12 protein-coding genes are annotated in these 19,925 nt (G+C 36.6%); 4 read left to right on the top strand and 8 right to left on the bottom strand.

Features of this window, described 5'->3' with window-relative positions; translation table 11 throughout:
• Positions 1–155: 155 nt before the first annotated feature.
• The 4 genes from rpsO to BLT95_RS07065 form a co-directional block, all read right to left on the bottom strand.
• Entirely contained in the window at positions 156–425 is a 270-nt protein-coding gene (gene rpsO, locus BLT95_RS07080; RefSeq protein ID WP_089665411.1) for a 30S ribosomal protein S15, read from the bottom strand.
• 111 nt (positions 426–536) lie between these two features.
• Positions 537–1,394 carry an acetyl-CoA carboxylase, carboxyltransferase subunit beta gene (gene accD / locus BLT95_RS07075; protein WP_089665410.1) on the bottom strand — a complete coding sequence of 286 codons (858 nt, stop codon included), beginning with the start codon at positions 1,392–1,394 and terminating at the stop codon, positions 537–539.
• Positions 1,395–1,474: 80 nt separating this feature from the next.
• Entirely contained in the window at positions 1,475–2,542 is a 1,068-nt protein-coding gene (gene fbaA, locus BLT95_RS07070; protein WP_089665409.1) for a class II fructose-bisphosphate aldolase, read from the bottom strand.
• Between the two features lie 45 nt (positions 2,543–2,587).
• The gene (locus BLT95_RS07065) at positions 2,588–5,152 is read right to left on the bottom strand and encodes a BamA/TamA family outer membrane protein (protein WP_089665408.1); all 2,565 of its coding nucleotides are present in this window, start codon (positions 5,150–5,152) and stop codon (positions 2,588–2,590) included.
• Between the two features lie 37 nt (positions 5,153–5,189).
• Here BLT95_RS07065 and BLT95_RS07060 point away from each other — a divergent pair, with 37 nt between their 5' ends.
• The gene (locus BLT95_RS07060) at positions 5,190–5,930 is read left to right on the top strand and encodes an RNA methyltransferase (protein WP_089666869.1); all 741 of its coding nucleotides are present in this window, start codon (positions 5,190–5,192) and stop codon (positions 5,928–5,930) included.
• Here the strand turns inward: BLT95_RS07060 and BLT95_RS07055 are convergent.
• Positions 5,917–6,624: a porin family protein gene (locus BLT95_RS07055; protein ID WP_089666868.1), complete on the bottom strand. Its 708-nt coding sequence runs from the start codon at positions 6,622–6,624 to the stop codon at positions 5,917–5,919. The genes BLT95_RS07060 and BLT95_RS07055 overlap by 14 nt on opposite strands.
• Positions 6,625–6,628: 4 nt before the next feature.
• Positions 6,629–7,357, bottom strand: a complete 729-nt coding sequence (gene ubiE / locus BLT95_RS07050) for a bifunctional demethylmenaquinone methyltransferase/2-methoxy-6-polyprenyl-1,4-benzoquinol methylase UbiE (RefSeq protein WP_089665407.1) — start codon at positions 7,355–7,357, stop codon at positions 6,629–6,631.
• A 132-nt stretch (positions 7,358–7,489) separates the two neighbouring features.
• On the opposite strand from ubiE, the gene trkA reads away from it, so the two are divergent.
• Positions 7,490–8,839, top strand: a complete 1,350-nt coding sequence (gene trkA / locus BLT95_RS07045; protein WP_089665406.1) for a Trk system potassium transporter TrkA — start codon at positions 7,490–7,492, stop codon at positions 8,837–8,839.
• Complete coding sequence (locus BLT95_RS07040) at positions 8,839–10,335, top strand: potassium transporter TrkG (RefSeq protein WP_089665405.1); 1,497 nt, start codon at positions 8,839–8,841, stop codon at positions 10,333–10,335. Before trkA ends, BLT95_RS07040 begins: the two co-directional genes overlap by 1 nt.
• Before the next feature lie 113 nt (positions 10,336–10,448).
• On the opposite strand, the gene BLT95_RS07035 is transcribed toward BLT95_RS07040, so the two are convergent.
• Entirely contained in the window at positions 10,449–11,636 is a 1,188-nt protein-coding gene (locus BLT95_RS07035) for a pyridoxal phosphate-dependent aminotransferase (RefSeq protein WP_089665404.1), read from the bottom strand.
• A 159-nt stretch (positions 11,637–11,795) separates the two neighbouring features.
• Here BLT95_RS07035 and rsmG point away from each other — a divergent pair, with 159 nt between their 5' ends.
• Positions 11,796–12,425: a 16S rRNA (guanine(527)-N(7))-methyltransferase RsmG gene (gene rsmG, locus BLT95_RS07030; protein ID WP_089665403.1), complete on the top strand. Its 630-nt coding sequence runs from the start codon at positions 11,796–11,798 to the stop codon at positions 12,423–12,425.
• Position 12,426: 1 nt separating this feature from the next.
• Here rsmG and BLT95_RS07025 read toward each other — a convergent pair whose 3' ends face one another.
• Complete coding sequence (locus BLT95_RS07025) at positions 12,427–19,851, bottom strand: LamG-like jellyroll fold domain-containing protein (RefSeq protein WP_089665402.1); 7,425 nt, start codon at positions 19,849–19,851, stop codon at positions 12,427–12,429.
• Positions 19,852–19,925: the final 74 nt, after the last annotated feature.

Below are 19,925 nucleotides of genomic sequence, written 5' to 3'. Positions count from 1 at the left end.
AAAGGTCTCCGCCATCCGGACGGCCGGGTTGTGTTGTGTGTAGTTGTTGTAGACCAATGAAAAACTACCCCTCTGGGCGACAATTTTTTTAAAACCTGAATTTTAACCAGGCCAATCTAATATATAAAAAAAGGGGGCACAAAGCCCCCTGAAAATTATTTTCTTAATCCTAGTTCCTTCACAATGGCACGATACCTCATGATATCTTTTTTCATCAAGTAGTCTAGCAGACTTCTCCTTTTACCAACCAATCTTACAAGAGAACGTTCTGTGTTATAATCTTTACGATTTGTTTTCAGGTGTTCTGATAGGTGAGCAATTCTGTGAGTGAACAATGCGATCTGTCCTTCAGCAGACCCGGTATCGTTCTTTCCTTTACCGTGCTTTGCGAAGATCTCTTCTTTTTTCTCTTTTGCTAAATACATTCCAATATTATTTAAATGATTTTTATGTATGGACAGTTTTTCTGTCAGGCGGCAAAGATACTATTAATTTAAAAATTACCTATCTAAACCTAAATTTTTATTTAAGTGCTTCTAAGCTCTTACCGGTTGATTTTGAATAAGATCGAGGTAAAGGTTTATTTTGTCCTTCAATTCAGATCGCTTCGTGATGAAATCTAAAAAGCCTTTTTCTTTTAAGAATTCTGAGGTTTGAAAATCTTTTGGGAGATCTTTTCCTGTAGTGTCTTTTACAACACGAGGGCCTGCGAAACCAATCAAAGCTCCTGGTTCAGAGATGTTGATATCTCCCAACATAGCAAAAGATGCGGTTGTTCCACCTGTAGTTGGATCTGTAGCTAAAGAAATGTACGGTATTTTAGCATCTGCCAGCTGAGCTAGTTTTACTGAGGTTTTAGCAAGCTGCATCAAAGAAAGCGCTGCTTCCTGCATTCTTGCTCCTCCAGATTTAGAGATGATCATGAATGGAAGCTTGTTTTTGAGTGCATAATCTGCAGCACGGGCAATTTTTTCGCCAACAACAGATCCCATACTTCCGCCAACAAATTTAAAATCCATGCAGGCGATTACTAAATCTTTACCTTTAGATTTACCTACGGCACAACGAACAGCATCTTTCAAACCTGTTTTTTCCTGGGCAGCTTTTAATCTATCAGTATATTTCTTAGTGTCCTCAAAATCCAGAGGATCTTTTGAGGTCATGCCTTTGTCAAGCTCCTTGTATTTGTTGTCATCAAAAAGGATCTTGAAATATTCATTGCTTCCAATTCTTACATGGTATCCATCCTCCGGACTTACATAAAAATTACTTTCTAATTGTTCAGCATCAACAATCTTTCCTGTAGGGGATTTATACCATAAGCCTTTAGGGACATCTTTTTTATGTTCTGTAGGTGTCTGGATTCCTTTTTGTGTTCTTTTAAACCAAGCCATTTCGTTCAATTTTTAACTGCCGATTCTCAATTTTATGGCAATAAAAAACAGCCTCTTAATAAAAAGGCTGTTAGTTTGTTTTATAATGTATTAACATTGTTTAAGTCCTCAAATGCTTTCTTAAGACGAGTTTTGAATGTAAGCTCTCCTTCACGAAGCCATTTACGAGGATCATAATATTTCTTATTAGGAACATCCTCACCATCAGGATTTCCAATTTGAGTAGCAAGATAGTCTTTCTTGTCACCCATGTAATCTCTAATGCCTTCCAGAAATGCATATTGAAGATCGGTGTCTATATTCATTTTAATTACACCGTAACTAATTCCTTCACGAATTTCTTCAACAGTAGATCCACTTCCGCCATGAAAAACAAAGTCAATATGGTTTTCTTCAACATTGTATTTCTTGGTAATGTATTCCTGGGAATTCTTCAGGATTTTCGGAGTTAACTTAACGTTTCCAGGTTTGTAAACACCGTGAACGTTTCCAAATGCTGCAGCAATAGTAAATTGATCACTTACCTTACTTAATTCTTCATAAGCGTAGGCCACTTCTTCTGGCTGTGTATATAATTTTGAAGAATCTACATCGGTATTGTCAACACCATCTTCTTCACCACCCGTAATTCCTAGTTCAATTTCAAGAGTCATTCCCATTTTGGACATTCTCTTCAAATATTTCTTACAGATCTCCATATTTTCTTCCAATGATTCTTCTGAAAGATCGATCATATGGGAGCTGTATAATGGCTTTCCAAATTGCTCGTAATGCTTTTCACTTGCATCAAGCAATCCATCAATCCATGGGAGTAATTTTTTTGCACAGTGATCTGTATGCATAATTACCGTAGCTCCGTAGACCTTCGCCATCTCATGAACATGTTTAGCTCCGGCAACACCTCCGGCAATCGCAGCCTTTTCCTTGTCATTTGAAAGTCCTTTTCCAGCATTAAACTGAGCTCCGCCATTAGAAAATTGAATGATGACCGGAGAGTTTAATTCAGCTGCTGTCTCGAGTACAGCATTAATACTGCTCGAGCCAATTACATTTACCGCTGGTAAAGCAAAACCTTTCTTTTTTGCATAATTAAAAATTTCCTGAACCTCTTTTCCTGTGGCTACGCCTGGTTTAATATTGTGACTCATAACTTTTTATTGATTAGGCTTACAAAAATAAGAAAATAAACTGGCTTAAAAAGGATAATTAATACCTACGTTGTAAACCGCATGATTAAAATTGTACTCCTGGAACCATCGTTCTCCCTCGGGTTTCGCGGGATCGTGTGTTTTAAAGCCAACATCAAACCTTAATACGAAAAAATTAAAGTCATATCTCAGACCAAATCCGCTCCCTACAGCAAGTTCTTTTAAATCCTGTAAACCTTCAAAAACAAATTCTTCTGCAGTATTTGAATCTAAAACATTCCAGATATTTCCAACATCTACAAATAAAGCGCCTTTAAAATCTTCAATTAATCCAAATCGATATTCCCCGTTAAAAGCAAGTTTTAGATTGGCTTCATTGAATTCCAGTATGCTTCCGCTACTACCTGGACCAAGATCATAAGCCTGCCATGCCCTATTATCATTTGGTCCACCGGCAAAAAAAGTTTTTGTAATAGGAATGTTATTTGAATTCCCGTAAGGAATCGCGATACCTCCAAACGCTCTTGTCGCGAATACACGGTCTTTACCTAAATCCCAATGCTTGATAAAATCAATTTCAGTCTTAACGTACTGAGAATAGGCAACTCCAACAACTTTGTTGTTTCCCTGATCATTTTTCTCATAATTAAGCACGCCAGATAATGCTGAAAGTACGTTACCCGCAGTTTCAATTTTAAAACGGAAACGAGAAAATTCTTTATCGTAAAGGCTCTCCCTTGTATTCCATAAATAGGTAAATGCTGAAGCAAATATCAGGTTGTTCTCGGTAAGTCTTATTTTGCGTTCAGAAATATCCAGCACATTGAAGAAATCTTCTTCAGTTAATCCTGTATTAGGAAAATCATCAGAAACTACATAATTGATAAATTCATCTGCCTCATTAGGAATCTCAAGGGTGGGATCTGTAGATGGGTTATTAAATTCAAAATTACTGGACTGGGCAATATTATTTAATTCATCAAAAGAATTGCGGTATACATTAAAGTAATTTTCAGTATTTAAGTTTCTAACATATTGAATATTTAAAAGATCAAAGCTATTTGAAAGCTTTTTAGAGGGTTTCCAGGCGTAATTTAAAATGCCAGAAAAAGTTTGTTTATCTAATCCAATATTTCGCTGGGTACTAAATCCAAGACTCATATTAGTGAAAGGAGACATGTATTTCGGAATGATTTTTTCCGTATTAACAGGCAGAAATATTCTTGGTAAACTTAATTTCATATCCGCACCTACCTCTGTAATATCAAAAAATCGGTTATCGTTGTTGCTTCCTGCGGCATCTGTAGAAGAAGCAATACTTCCCCTGCCTGAAAACTCTAAATTTTCAAGCCCTCCAAAAATATTTCGAATTAGAAACGAACCCCCGAATCCAATTCCAAACTCCTGAATGTTACTTTGCGAAACATCAAAATCAAAACCCAATGAATATTTTGGCAATGGCGTGAGAAAAATATTGGTTACCAGGTCTGTTGCCGTGCTGTCTTCAGGATCTAGGGTGTATTGAATGTCTGGATATTTAAAAACTCTAAGGGCATTCAATCTGTTATAAGTTCTGGTTCTATCAGTGTCCTTATAAATATTTCCAGGCTTTATAAAAACTGCATCACCTATAGCTTCCGGTTTATAACGCATTTCGTCAAAGCTGTAAAGTGAGTAACCCTCATAGTTCGCGCTGTCTGATATTACTTCATTTCTTATTGAATACGAATAATCTGTGAAAATATTAACCTTACTAATCTTGTGGATTTTAAATGGAACCCTGGAAACGCTATCACCAATATTATTTCTCTGATTCTTAATGATAAGGGTAGTATTTACCTTATGATTAGTATCTACTGTGTCGGCATCAAAACTTATATATTCCTGATCAAAATTGTAGACACCGTTATTTCTGAATAACTGAGAAAGTCGATCCCTTTCATCATTAAAGTCAAGCGTGTTATACTGTAAACCCGGTATTATTTCGCTTTCTGTCTTATGCATTTCATATAGGGAGTCTAAAGCTTTAGAAGTAATATCAGTATTTATTGAATCTATTATATAAGCTTTGTTGGGATTTACGTAGTATTCTATTCTTGCTCGTTTTTCTTTATTTTCAAGAGGAATGATCTTACTTTCTAATTCAACATTGAACCATCCGTTATTCCAATACCATGACTTTAACCGGTTTTCAGATTTTTGGGTAGCTTCCTTACTAACAATCACTGGAGCTTCTCCAGTTCTTTTTAACCACTGATTGAACTCTACTTTCGAGCGTAAGTATCGGTCAAATTGCTTTTTAGAGAGAAGGTTAATTAGTTTTCTTCGCTTTTTCTCATTCTCTAAAAATTTTTCTGAAAGAATACTATCAATATTTGGTCTTGCAAGATTATAAACATGAAGACTTAATGGAAAGTTGAGAATTCTTGTATTTGGTTCTTGATAGAGTTGACTGTATATCCTGGAGTCTTTTACCTCTTCACCATCGCTGAAAATTTCATTTTTTACCAGCAGATTTTGATCGGCATCCAGTCTTTTGACGGCATTGCAGCTAATTATTAGGACAGAAGTTAAAAAAAATAATAATATTTTTGCGAAAAGCCGTTTCAAACATAGACGTTTAGTGGCTCAAAAATACATTTTTTTAATGCTTAGCAAAAGCCAGATTAAGTTAATAAAAAGTCTTTCTCAAAAAAAGTTTAGAAATAAGCATAAACTCTTTGTGGTGGAAGGTTTGAAAGGAGTGAAGGAATTTTTAGATTCTGATTTTAAACTAGTATCACTCTATTTCACTGAAGAACAGTTTGAAGTTGCTGACAGATTTTTAAATAAAATAGATCAAAAGGATTTAAAGAAAATAAGTTTTCTAAAGACTCCTCAAAATGCACTGGCTGTTTTTGAAATTCCGAGAAATGAAGAAAACCAGTCAAAAGGTTTAACTCTGGTGTTGGATGGGATTAGGGATCCTGGGAATTTAGGAACGATCATAAGGTTGTGTGATTGGTTTGGTATTGAAAACCTTATTTGTTCTCCAGATACAGTAGATTGTTTTAATCCAAAAGTTGTACAGGCTAGTATGGGCTCTTTAACTAGGGTGAGCATTTCTTACAATGACTTATTGCCTTTTCTGAAAAAAAACAGCCATATGCCAGTTTTTGGGACTATGCTGGATGGAGAGAATATATATTCAGCAAAATTGCCTGAAGAGGCTTTTTTGGTTATGGGTAATGAGGCAAACGGTATTTCTCAAGAAATTCAAAATTTAATTTCAAAAAAGATAACAATTCCTCAATTCGGTAACATACGTGAGACCGAAAGCCTGAATGTGGCCACTGCAACCTCAATAATTTTAAGTGAATTCAGAAGAAATTCCGCTATTGAAAAGTAAAGTTTATAAATATAGCTCTTGAAGACATTTTGTCTACATTACCCGTGTATAAACTATTTGGATCTTCATCTCTAATAAGTTCATCATTTATAGCAAATACACCGCGAATTGATGGTGATAATTTAAAATAGTATAAGTACAGGTCAATTCCGAAGCCTATTTCGTAATAATAGGAATTGGTAGTCATACGAAACTGTCCTGCGCTATTATCATCCGGATTATTTTCATTACTACTTAAGTTAATCGAAGTGGATACCCCCCCAACTACAAAAGGTCTAAAATTATTGAGCCTGTTGGCATTGAATTTAACCAGTAAAGGAATATGAACGTAAGTGGAGCTAATTTCTCTGTAAGTGTTTGCATCAGCTCTTAATGCTTGAAAGCCTCGGGTGTTAAAATTAACACCAGGTTCAATTCTTAAATCAATATTGTTGTTCAGTTTTAAATTTCCAATTAGACCCACATTAAACCCAATTCTTTTCTCAACAACAAAATCTTGTCCAGTAACGGGACTAGGATTGTAATTTTCGTAGTCAAAATTAAAGTCATAACTGTTTAAACCTAGAAAATAACCCCAGGACCAGCGTTGTTGATCAAAATTTTGCTGATTTAGTACGCGTTCTCCGGAGAATATTTGAGCTTGGGAGGTATTATAAAATAGAGCAATAAGAATTATCGCAATTAATTTTTTCATGGTATTACTTTGAAGCAATGTATATTGTTGAAACGCCAAATGTTTGAGGCAAATCTTCTACATCTATAAACCCAACTTTTAGTAAAATATTGTTGAAAGCATCGCCATAAGGAAAATTAGCTGCACTTTCACTAAGGTAGGAATATGCATCCTTGTCTTTTGAAAATATTTTTCCGATAACAGGTAGTATTAGATTAGAATATAAACGATAACCTTGTTTGTAGGGAAATTTTGTTGGTACCGAAGTTTCCAATACTACGAAAATACCCCCGGGTTTCAAAACTCTATGAATTTCTTCAAGACCTTTTTCAAGATTTTCGAAATTTCTGACTCCAAAGGCGACGGTAATAGCATCAAAAGAATTTTTTTCAAAAGGAAGGTTTTCTGAATCTCCCTGGATCATCTCGATTTGGGAATCGAGTCCTTTTTCCGAGATCTTCTTACGACCCACATCTAGCATGCCTTGAGAGAGATCTAAACCCACAATGCGTTTAGCTCCTGTGTTTACCATTTGTATAGCAAGGTCACCTGTGCCAGTTGCAATATCTAGAATACTCTCCGGGTTTGTAGCCGCTATAGTAGCAACTACTTTTTTTCTCCATTTCACATCCGTTCCTAAAGAGATCACACGGTTCAGCCCATCATAATTGCCTGATATGTTATCAAACATTTGCTCTACCTGCTTCTTTTTTGTGAGTTTGGAATCCTTGTAAGGCGTAACCTTTTTACTCATAGAAAAAATTTGGGTCAAAGATAACCCATATGCTTAAAATACCTTGCTAATCAATAAAATTTTATCTTTAAGATCTGATTTTTCGTTTCTTTAAAATAGCTTAACTTTGCCAGCACAATTTGAAGCTGTTATATGAAAATAATTATCGCCGGCGCAGGTGAAGTAGGATTTCATTTAGCTAAATTACTTTCCTTTGAATCTCAGGATATCACGCTAATTGACCCCAATAGAGATAATCTTGCTTATGCAGATACTCATTTGGATATTAGAACGGTTAAAGGTGATGCGAGTTCCATTAGAATTCTTAAAGAAGCCCAGGTAAAACATACAGATATGGTAATAAGTGTAACTTCTAGCGAGGCTACCAATATTACTGTTTGCGTACTGGCTAAACAACTTGGAGCTAAAAGGACTATTGCGAGAATTTCAAATACTGAATATCTTGAAAATCAGGGAGAATTAGGGTTTACAAGATTCGGTATAGATGAATTGATTTCTCCTGAGGCTTTGGCATCTCGAGAGATTGAATTACTGCTGAATCAATCTGCTTTTAATGATAGCTATGAATTTGAGGAAGGAGCGTTGACGATGATTGGCGTTAGTTTATCCCGGACCGCTACTTTTGTGGGGAAGACTGTCAAAGAAGCGGCTAAGATTTTTCCTGAATTAAATTTTGTTCCAATTGCTATTCAGAGATTTGGCACTCAATATACCCTAATTCCAAGGGGTGATACTCAGTTTAAAGATGGTGATCAGGTCTATTTTGTTACGCTGAAGAATGGTGTAGAAGAGCTTTACAAACTTACAGGAAAAATTAAGCAGGATATTAAGAATGTGATGGTTCTTGGAGGTAGTAAAATTGGTAGAAAAACAGCTCAGGATTTATGCCGGAATAATTTTAAAGTTAAACTGGTTGAGAAGGATAGAGATAAGGCATATGAACTTGCAGATGAACTCCCCAATACATTAATTATTAATGGAGATGGAAGAAATGTCGAGCTGCTTGAAGAAGAGAATATTCATGATATGGACGCTTTCATTGCGGTAACGGGAAATTCTGAAACTAATATAATGTCCTGTCTGGTAGCGAAATCTAAAAGCGTTAAAAAGACAATCTCTCTTGTTGAAAATATGGATTATTTTCAACTAAGCCATTCCATTGGGATAGACACTCTAATTAATAAAAAGCTTTTAGCTGCAAATAATATTTTTCGATTTGTTAGGAAAGGAGAGGTTGTAGCAATGACCAAATTGAACAATATGAATGCCGAGTTACTGGAGTTTATAGTGAAACCAAAATCACAGGTTAGTGATAAAAAGATAAAAGATCTTGATTTTCCAAGATCAGCCATCATAGGAGGTATTATTAGAGATGGAGAAGGTCTTATTGCCCTGGGTGATTTTCTAATTAAACCCGGTGACAGGATCGTTGTATGTTGTCTTCCCAGATCTATCAATAAAGTTGAAAAACTATTCTTATAATGCCCAAACTGAATTATAAAATAATTCTTCATGTCATGGGATTGCTGCTGCTATGTAATGGCGGCTTTATGCTTCTGGCAACTTTGGTTAGCTGGTTTTATCAGGATGGAGTAACCCTTGAAATTTCCACAGCGGCACTAGTAACTCTCTTTATTGGTACTTTATTAATGTTCACAACCAGAGGGCATAGTAAAGAGGTGAAAATTAGGGAAGGGTATATAATTGTAACATTTGGTTGGATCTTTATGGCCTTAAGCGGGTCACTTCCTTATCTCATTAGTGAGGCTATTCCAGGTTTTACAAATGCTTTTTTTGAAACAATGTCCGGGTATACTACTACCGGCGCCTCCATTTTAAACGATATAGAAGCTATTCCGAAGGGAATTCTATTCTGGAGGAGTCTAACTCATTGGATAGGGGGAATGGGGATTATAGTATTAGCAATTGCTATTCTTCCGTTATTGGGAATAGGAGGAATGCAGTTGTTTACGGCAGAGTCTCCCGGCCCCAGTGCAGATAAATTAAAACCGCGGATCACAGATACAGCCAAGCGACTTTGGTTGATCTATGTGTCTTATACCCTGGCGGAAACAATTTTATTGTGGGCTGCAGGAATGACTTTTTTTGATGCTATAAATCATGCGTTCAGTACTCTCTCCACTGGAGGTTTTTCTACTAAAAATGCCAGTTTAGCATTTTGGAATGATAATCCTTTAATACAATATATCATCATTTTATTTATGCTTCTGGCAGGAAGTAACTTTGTTTTGAGTTATTTCTCCTTTAAAGGAAGAATAAGTAAGGTTCTTCATGATGATGAATTTAAGTGGTATATATTTTTTATTTTTGGTTTTACAGCAATTTCAGCATTGATCGTTTATTTTCAGGCAGATGTTAGTATCTCATCTATAGACCATCCTATGGTTTGGGGAGAAGGAGAAAGTGCATTCAGGCATTCACTATTTCAGGTTCTAACTGTGATTACAACTACAGGATTTGTCTCAGCCGATTATACCATGTGGACACCATTTCTTACCATATTATATTTCGGACTTTTCTTTCTTGGTGGTTCTGCAGGATCAACAGCAGGTGGTGTGAAGGTAATGCGCCATATTATTATGATTAAAAACGGGATTATTGAATTCAAAAGAACTTTACATCCCAATGCGATTTTACCGGTTAGATTTAATGGAAAATCTATTAGTAAAGAGATCGTTTTCAATATTCTTGGATTCTTTATCCTATATATGCTCTCGTTTATTATAGGTGCAGTTGTACTAGCGTCTTTGGGTCTCGATTTTGAAACGGCCATTGGTGGAGCAGCTTCTTCTCTGGGGAATATTGGTCCGGCATTTGGCGGATTGAGCCCTGTTAATAATTTTGATATGTTGCCCGATTTCGGAAAATGGTGGACTGCATTTTTGATGTTAATTGGTAGACTTGAATTATTTACCGTATTAATCATCCTGACTCCTTTTTTCTGGAGAAATAGATAGTTTATTTTTTAAGCTCCATGGAGCTTATCTTCAATATTACATATTTTCTAAAAAAGCAAAGAAACCGGCTCAGTGGCCGGTTTCTTTGCTTAAATATATTCTATATTATACTTTTATGATAAAGCTTTTTTGATTCTGGATAGGGCTTCGGTAATTTGATCTTCACTTGCTGCATAAGAAATCCTTATACAATCGGGGTTGCCAAAAGCATCTCCGGTGACCGTGGCTACATTTGCTTCCTCTAGTATAAAAAGACTGAAATGTGTAGCATTCTTTATTTCATGTCCTTTAATAGTTTTTCCGAAGAAAGATGATACATTAGGGAAAACATAAAACGCACCTTCAGGTTCAGTAGTGACAAAACCATCAATATTATTCAAAAGATCTATAATTAATTTTCTTCGATTTTTGAAAGTATCGATCATGTGACTAATCTTACTTACCGGTGCATCCAAAGCTGTAATTACGGCACGTTGAGCAATACAATTAGCTCCACTGGTTATTTGCCCCTGCATTTTATTACAGGCCCTGGCAATATAAGAAGGAGCACCAATATACCCAATTCTCCAGCCGGTCATGGCAAAGGCTTTTGAAACTCCATTTACCGTTACGGTTCTGTTATACATATCTTCAAAACCGGCCATAGATGCGTGATCTCCAACAAAATTTATATGTTCGTAAATTTCGTCGCTTACCACAATAATATCTGGATATTTTTTAAGAACATCTGCAAGCGCTCTAAGTTCTTCTTTGCTATACACCATTCCGCTTGGGTTGCAAGGGGAACTATACCAGATCATTTTTGTTTTAGGTGTAATTGCAGCTTCTAGTTGCTCTGGAGTAATTTTGAAATCTGTTTCTACACTGGTAGGAACCTCAACGGGAACACCTTCAGCCAGCTTTACAATTTCAGCATAACTTACCCAGTAAGGGCATGGGAGTAGCACTTCATCTCCAGGATTAAGTACAACCATAGCAACATTCGCCAGAGATTGCTTGGCTCCTGTGGAAACTACAATTTGTGATCTATCATACTCCAGATCATTGTCTCTCTTAAATTTATTAATAATCGCATCCTTTAATTCTACATAACCATCTACGGGTGTGTAGGAGTTGTAATTTTCATTAATAGCCTGTATGGCTGCTTCTTTAATGAAATCTGGTGTATTAAAATCGGGTTCCCCAAGGCTTAGACCAATAATGTCTTTTCCTTCAGCTTTTAATTCACGCGCCTTCGCAGCCATTGCGAGAGTTTGGGAGGTTGCCATTGAGTTAATGCGATCTGATAATTTTTCTTGCATGATTTTAAATTTTAATTCTTAATGCAACTGTTTCTTTTGCGCGTGATTCTCAGGTAAACTAAGAATAGTTTCAAAGTTAAAATTTTAAAATTTCCACCAATCTGATTTTGAAAAAAAATAGCAATAAAAAATAACTACTTTTGCAGAAAATAAAAGACCTTGGAACTACTTAGAAAATATTTTCCTGAATTAACTGAAGATCAGATCTCAAAATTTGAAAAATTAGAGAACTTATATAAAGATTGGAATTTAAAGATCAACGTCGTTTCCAGAAAAGATATCGATGAGCTTTATCTTCGGCATGTCCTGCATTCATTGGGAATTACGAAGGTTCAGAGGTTTAAACCTAATTCTAAAATTCTTGATGTTGGAACGGGAGGTGGATTTCCCGGAATTCCTCTGGCTATTATGTACCCTGATAGCATATTTCATTTAGTAGATTCTATTGGAAAGAAAATCAAGGTGGTAGATGAAGTTGCTGAAGGACTTGGTTTGAAAAATGTCACATCTTTTAATCAAAGAGTAGAAGAGCTAAATGGAAATTATGATTTCATCGTTAGCAGGGCTGTGGCTGTGATGCCATCTTTCGTGAGATGGGTTAAAGGTAAAATTGCCAAAGAGAGTAACCATGAGTTAAAAAATGGAATTCTCTATTTAAAGGGTGGTGAATTAACTGAAGAACTCAAAGATTATCGCACAGCAAAAATCTTTGAGCTTTCCAATTATTTTGAGGAAGAATTTTTTGAAACCAAAAAAGTAGTTTACCTGCCTATGAAATATAGGGGTTAATCTATTTCGTGATAATTACTTTTCTTGAATATGTATTCTCACCGGAATATATTCTAACAATATAGACGGCTGAACTTAATTTCTGGTTTATACTTAGTAAAATAGCTCTTTCAGTAGGTACTTCCTTGAAGGTTTTTATTAACTGTCCTGAAATGCTGTATAATTCAACAAAATCAACATTCATTAAATCTGGATTTAGAACCGCAATTTCGTCGGTATCCCTTAAGTAACTTAGATCCAGAATCGGTGAGTCTATTAGATCAGGGTTTTCCTTTATCGGTTCTTCAGTGACTGGTTTTTGAAATACAATCTCAAAACGTTCATTAAACGATCCAACCTCTTCCGCTGTTGTCGTGTAATTGTCTTTTACCAGATCAAAATAAGCATCATTCAGTTTATCCTTCAAATAAATATTGAATTCGGATTTAATATTCTCTAAACTATCCAGTTTAATAGTATACTCACCAGCTTCTGATATTTTTAACCCGATTGGTAATACCTGGTTCAGATTAAAATCTGGAACCGCCTGAATTACAAATTCAGTTTCTTCAATCATCCAATACATATCCTCTACATTATTTTCGAAAAGAGGAGCGTCGTAACCAAGATCAAAACCGCTGGAGCTATTCACATCTGCTGTTACTAAGATCTGCCTGTGATATCCTTTTGGTGACTCAAATTTCAGCCTGATTTTATATCTACTATCTTTTTTATATTGTTCCTGTTCTTTTTTAGGATTTACTTTTTCCTGGCTATGGAATTGAGAATCATCGGTTGATTCTGGAACAAATGCTCTGTATTTGTTCTTATACGTAATCTCTTTTGGAGAAGAAACTCCAGTGGAACTTATAAAAAATGCCTGTCCTACAGGAATATATCTTCCTGGTGGCGCTTTTGCACTTTTCTCCCCGGTAGGATTGATACGGGAATCTACAGATGATGCTGAAGCAATTCCTCCTGATAAATTGTATACTGCATATCCTCCAACATATTCCTCTAAATAGTGAGAGTTTACGGCGCCAAAGTGATCCCAGAAATATAAACTTCCATTAAAGCCACCAAGGTTATCTCCAATAAACTCCAGAGCATCAATGGCCGATGGATAAGGATTCCCTGTGAGTAAATTTTGATCAGAGGCACCAATGGAAACCTTAATATCTCCATTGTTCGGTTTTCCACGAAAAGTATAGTTTTGGCGGTTGCTTACAGGAACATAGCCGGTAGTTCCTTTCATGCTAAAACCAATACCTGCTTCTAGTGCTTCCGATTCTCCAAACTGATGCCATTCGCTATAGTCATTTGCTGTCCCTTTAAAAGTATAAAGCCAGTAAGAACTTATTCTTTTATTTCCAGAATAATTACCATCAGCCCAGTGAAATTGATAGCTAAAGCTTAAACTCTGGGGCTCGTCTGGATTGGTGCCATCCATTAAAACACTGTCGATAGTATAACCAGAATTATTTGCAGAACTGATTAATGAAACTGGCGATGTCCAATAATTATAATTGAAGCTATTGGCAGTACCTTGTTGATCTATATCAATATAACCTGTACTGGCTTCATCTAAAATACTTCCTGTAGTCTGAACTAATTGAGAATTTCCTTCCAGGTTTATTGTTCCATCTAATTTGAGATATTTTGTAACAGTAAGTCCCTGGCCAGTCTGATTATCAACGTTTCCATCGATTTTTAGTTCCTGTGTTTTAGATAGCAATCCTAAAACATAAATATCCTGGGCAGATGAATTGATATTGTGTGAAGTTTCAACAATATTCCAGTTAATTCTATCACCATTAACTCCAATTCCATTGGGGACATCCCACCATTTCTCCTGCTCATTCCCAATGTTAGTATCCCAGGTGGATCTTTCTCTCCAGCTTCCTGTTGCTTCTGAAATATATGGAAGTGGCGCTGATAGCTTTTGATCTGTTATTATGTTTCTCATTTCACCATTCACTGGTGAAGAAGAAATATCTAAGGTTAATCCATTCAATGTTTCTAAAGGATCTAACCTGTAATATCCCTTCAAATTTGCCCATGGGAGATTACCAGGAACGTTCATAGGAAGTACCTGCCCTTTGGTAAGCGTTCCATTTTGAGTTAATTTTTGGTTCATCATAAACTGAAGTTGCTCCTTTGTAAGGGCAACATTCCATACTCGAAATTCTTCCATCCAGCCTGAATAGAAATTTTTTGGGCTGTTCGGGCTTGTAGAATCGTAAAGAGCTCCTAATAAGAATGGTGCGGTAGTGGTTGTTGGATTGGAGCCAGAGGCATTTCCAACATCAATTCCATCAACATATAATCTGGCAGTACCATTATATATTACCGCAATATGGTACCATCTATCTGTTCCAATTTTGTTTCCTGTACTAAGAGTTTTACCATTCCATTTAAAACTTGGAGAACCATTATTGATAATTAATTCATAACCTGCAGAACTGGAAGTTTTATCTTTTTTACTAATCACAGTTTGTACTCCTGAGGTAGACTCTGGTTTAATCCATATTTCCAAACTAAAACTTCCTGATGTTAATCCGTAAGAATCATTAAAAGTTATATGATCATCTACCCCGTCAAAATCTAATTTTGAACATTCTCCTACGATACTTATTTCTACCGTATCAAACCTGGCACAGGACCCATCTTCATTGGCAATTGTCCAGATTAAAGTATAGATTCCCTGATTTCCTGTAAAGGTAGTTTTAGGATTAGTGTCATCTGTAAATTGACCACCTGTTGGAGAAACTGAGGTGTCGATTGTCCATTTTCCGATTCCAGATTCTGGAGTATTGGCGTTTAATGTTGTGCTAAGTATTCCACAACCTAATTCCTGAGGTTCACCTGCAATTGGAACAGAAAGTTCCGGAGCATCCACTAGAGTTATAGATTCAATTTCCTGACAACCGTTAGCGTCTATTACAGTAACGGTGTATTCTCCTGGAGCAAGATCAACAGCAGTACTAGTGGTTTGCTCATTAGGATCATTCCATAGGTATTGATACGCAGGACCAGATTCAAAAGGTGTTCCTCCTGTAGCCGATACGGTGGCTTCACCAGTATCACCAAAACATTCAATCTCTTCGGAAATCGAAGGTGTGACCTCGATTGGATTTGTGGGAGCCACAATAGTTACTTGATCCGTTTGAAAAACTTCTCCCTGAGAGTCTCTTACCCACGCGATATAATCACCTGCAGGTAAATCTTGAAATCTTCTTTCAGATTGAAAACCGGCTGTGCTGCTAGTAATACTATAATCATATGGGAATGCACCTCCTGAGACTTCAATTTCAATAACACCCGTGTTGGTTCCATTACAAAGAATTTCATTAGGAGTAGCAACAGCGAAGAGCGGTGTTGTTACTTCGTTGCTATCGTCACTACCGAAACACTTGGGTTTATTACTGGTTCCACATTTTTTATTTTTATTATTTTGAAATGTGAGATACACACTATCAATAGTTATTTCATCTCCGCAAACCCAATTTTCTAACTCGAAAAGCCTGGCTTGATCTGGAATAGTCTCATTACAATAGAAAGTTCCAACTTCTGTAATTCCCTGGGGTGAACTGTTTAAAAATCTATTTTCCTTTACAAAAGCCAATTCAATATATAAACTATATCTATCAGGCCCTTCATCTAATGAAAGATATAAGTATTTTGGACCTACATTAAGGCAGTCTGCAGATCCAATCTGGTTACCATTTGCATCGCCAACATAAAAGTCATTTACCCGTAAATCATTAGAACCACAGTCATTTGCAAAGCAGGTTCCAATAAATTGCTCGATAATAATCAATTTGGACTCCCCTTGACTATCGGTCACCGTTAAATTAACTTCTTTTAACCCTCCTGTGCTATAGCTAATTCTATGTTCTGTAGAACCATTCGAGGTGTTTGCACTTGCTGGACTTGCACCAGATCCAAAATCCCAACTATAGGTATAAGGTCCTATACCACCAGTAGCAGTGTCGTCGAGAACTTTATAATAAGATTTTCTAATATCGCCAGCTCCGCCCTCACATATAGATCTTGCAGATATTGTAGCCTCAATAGTATCTATGATGGTGATATCTTTACTTATACTACAGCCATTTATATCTGTAACGGTAACAGTGTATTCACCAGCTTCCAGGTTATTAGCAGTTTTAGTAGTTTGAATAACTGTGGTGCTACCACTAACTACCCAACTATAAGTATATCCCGGTGTCCCTCCTGTAGGATTTGCGGTGGCACTCCCCGTTGCCGTACCTGCTCCAGATGTTCTAGTAGTTGTAATGGTTGCAGAAATTTTTGTCGCGGGTTGGTTAACAGTGATATTTCCTAGATTTACTTCACATGCAGTTTGGGAATTATCACGTATTAATATATCATACGTGTCTGCAGCTAAATTCGTAAAATTTGGATCAAGTTGCCACGTAGTTCCATTATCTATACTGTATTCAAATCCCGCAGTTCCCCCTGAAGCGTTTGAAATACTGATAGTTCCATCAGAACCTTCAAAGCACTTTACATCTGTTTTAGAAAGAGTTCCAGATAAAACTTCAGGTTCTGTTATAGTGGTTTCAATTTGCAATGAACAATTATTAGCATCCTTTACAAAAATGGTGTAATCACCAGCGGGTAGATTGTTAAATGTTGTTTCAGATTGAAAATTAGTGTTATCTATTGAGTATAGGTATGGTGCAGTACCGCCAGTCATTGTACCTACTGTGATCGAGCCATCGCTTCCGTCGAAACATGTTGTAGCAGTACTTGTAGGAGCTGTCATAGACAGCGTTTCCGGTTGCTCAATTTCAACTTGTGTTGTAATCTCACAGTTATTTAAATCCTTAACAGTCACAGAATAGTTTCCTGCAGGCAGGTTAGAAATGGAGCTTTCGGTACTAATTTCTGCATTATTTGCATCTTTCCATGAGTAATAATAAGGTTGAACCCCTCCGGTTACATTTGCGACTACTTCCCCGGTTTCAAATCCGTTGCATAAAACATCTGTTTTGGATAACCCAACTGTTAATTCATCAATTTCAACAGTTTGGATTAATTGAGAAGTGTTGCCGTATTCATCCTGGAAGATCCAGGTTATTTCATAAACTCCGGTAGTAGAATAAGTGGTGGGATTTGTAGTTGTTCCTGTTACCTCACCAGAACAATTATCAATTGCAATAGGAGCCTCCACGGTGTATTCACAACCCCATAAAATATCTTCAACTTCAGGTTGTACAGGTGCTTCAGTATCTTCAACAATAACTATTTGATCAACACTTTCAGCAATATTTCCATTATCATCTTCTACATTCCAGGTAATTACGGTACTTCCCGTTGGATAAGGATCGTTCAATGACAAGCCATCAGATCTTGTGCCAACAGGGGCAGGTGTGGAACAGTTGTCTGTGGCAGTTGCTGGTGTTATATTTAAACTTGCCTCACAACTTCCGGTGTCATTTGTAGTATCTATATCTGCACTGGCGGTGATCAATGGTTTAACGTTATCTGTAACATTTACAATTTGTGTGTCTGTAGCAGTGTTTCCAGCATCATCAGTAACTGTCCATGTTACCGTTGTCTGTCCTAACGGAAAATCTGTTGGAGCATCATTTTCTACCAATGCTACATTGCAATTGTCAGCAGTCGTGGCTGTTCCTAAAGTAACTCCATATGCATTACAATCTGCAGCGTCTGTATTTGCCTCAACATCTACGGGAGCTGTAATTGTTGGATTTGTATTATCTGTAACGGTTATAATTTGAGTATCTGTTGCTGTATTTCCAGCATCATCGGTTACCGTCCATGTAACCGTTGTCTGTCCTAAAGGAAAATCTGTTGGGGCATCGTTTACTACTGATGCAACATTGCAATTGTCAGCAGTTGCAGCGGTTCCCAAAGTAACGCCAGATGCATTGCAATCTACAGAATCTGTATCTGTCTGAATATTTGCAGGTGCTGTAATTGTTGGGTTTGTATTATCTGTAACGTTTACAATTTGTGTATCTGTCGCTGTATTACCTGCATCATCGGTTATCGTCCATGTTACCGTTGTTTGTCCTAACGGAAAATCTGTTGGGGCATCGTTTACTACCGATGCAACGTTGCAATTGTCAGCAGTTGTAGCGGTTCCCAAAGTAACGCCAGATGCATTACAATCTACAGAATCTGTATCTGTCTGAATATCTGCAGGTGCGGTAATTGTTGGGTTTGTATTGTCTGTAACGTTTACAATTTGTGTATCTGTCGCTGTATTCCCTGCATCATCGGTTACCGTCCATGTTACCGTTGTTTGTCCTAAAGGAAAGTCTGTTGGAGCATCGCTTACTACCGATGCAACGTTGCAATTATCAGAAGTTGTAGCGGTTCCTAAATTAAGGCTGGAAGCATTGCAATCGCTAGAATCAGTATCGGCTTGAATATCCGAGGGAGCTGTAATCGTTGGATCTGAATTATCTATTACAGTTACGAGAGCTTCTGCAGAGGCAGAATTAGACTCTATATCTGTTACTGTTAAAACCACCGTATTTTGCCCAATATCTGAACAATCAAAATTAGAAATATCAAGGGAGTAACTGTCTATTTCGCTATTATCTGTAGATCCATCATCCACATCTAGTGGTTGAATTGAAGCCTGTCCATTAGAATCAAGTTCAATACTGATATCCTTCGTTCTCACTGTAGGAGGCTCGTTATCCTGTACAGTAACAGTAGCATTTGCAGTGCTCCAATTAGAATAAATATCGGTTACTGTAAGGGTAATATTATTGGAGCCTAAATTTGTGAAATTAAAGGCAGAGCGATCTATAGATAATAAATCTATAGAACAATTGTCCCAGGACCCATTGTCAATTTCTTCTGGAGATATCACAATTTGACCAGCAGAGTCCAGAAACACTGTAATATCTTTGGCTCTCGCAACGGGAGCCATACTATCATTAATTCTAATATCTAAATCTAGTGAAACAGATCTTCCAAAAATATCTGATGCGGTTATGGTTACCGTATTATTCCCTACGTTGGAGCAATCAAAAGTTTCCTGGCTAAAAATAATTTCCGAGATTATATTCAGACCTAGGCCATCAAAAATGCTTAAATCCAGATCTGATTTGTTTAGGGTAATTTCTCCATTGTCATTCAGTTCTAAATCCAGATTACTTGAATAAGCATGTTTGATTTCTATGTTAGAATTGAAATCAATTAACTCTGATAAAGATCTTTTCTCGTTACGTATAGAATTTAATTTTGGGTAATGAGAGAAAGCAACTTCAAATGTAGAATTGCTTATTTTAATTTTATCGAAATAATCTCTGTTATCAACCTCTGTACCGGTTATAATAAAACCATATGCCTCACTACCTTTTAGAGAAGAAATAGTGAAGAATAGAAGTATAATTAAAAGCACATGATGGATTCGGGGTCCAAAAGTAGTTTTATACATAGGCTACCAATCTAGATTTTCATCGGTAAAAATACATATAAAATCGATAAATGGTGTGAAAATTATAATAAATC

It is taken from the genome of Gramella sp. MAR_2010_147, from assembly GCF_900105135.1.
Lineage (GTDB): Bacteria > Bacteroidota > Bacteroidia > Flavobacteriales > Flavobacteriaceae > Christiangramia.
Note: the sequence above shows the minus strand (reverse complement) of the source record. Positions and strands in the feature narration are given on the sequence as shown.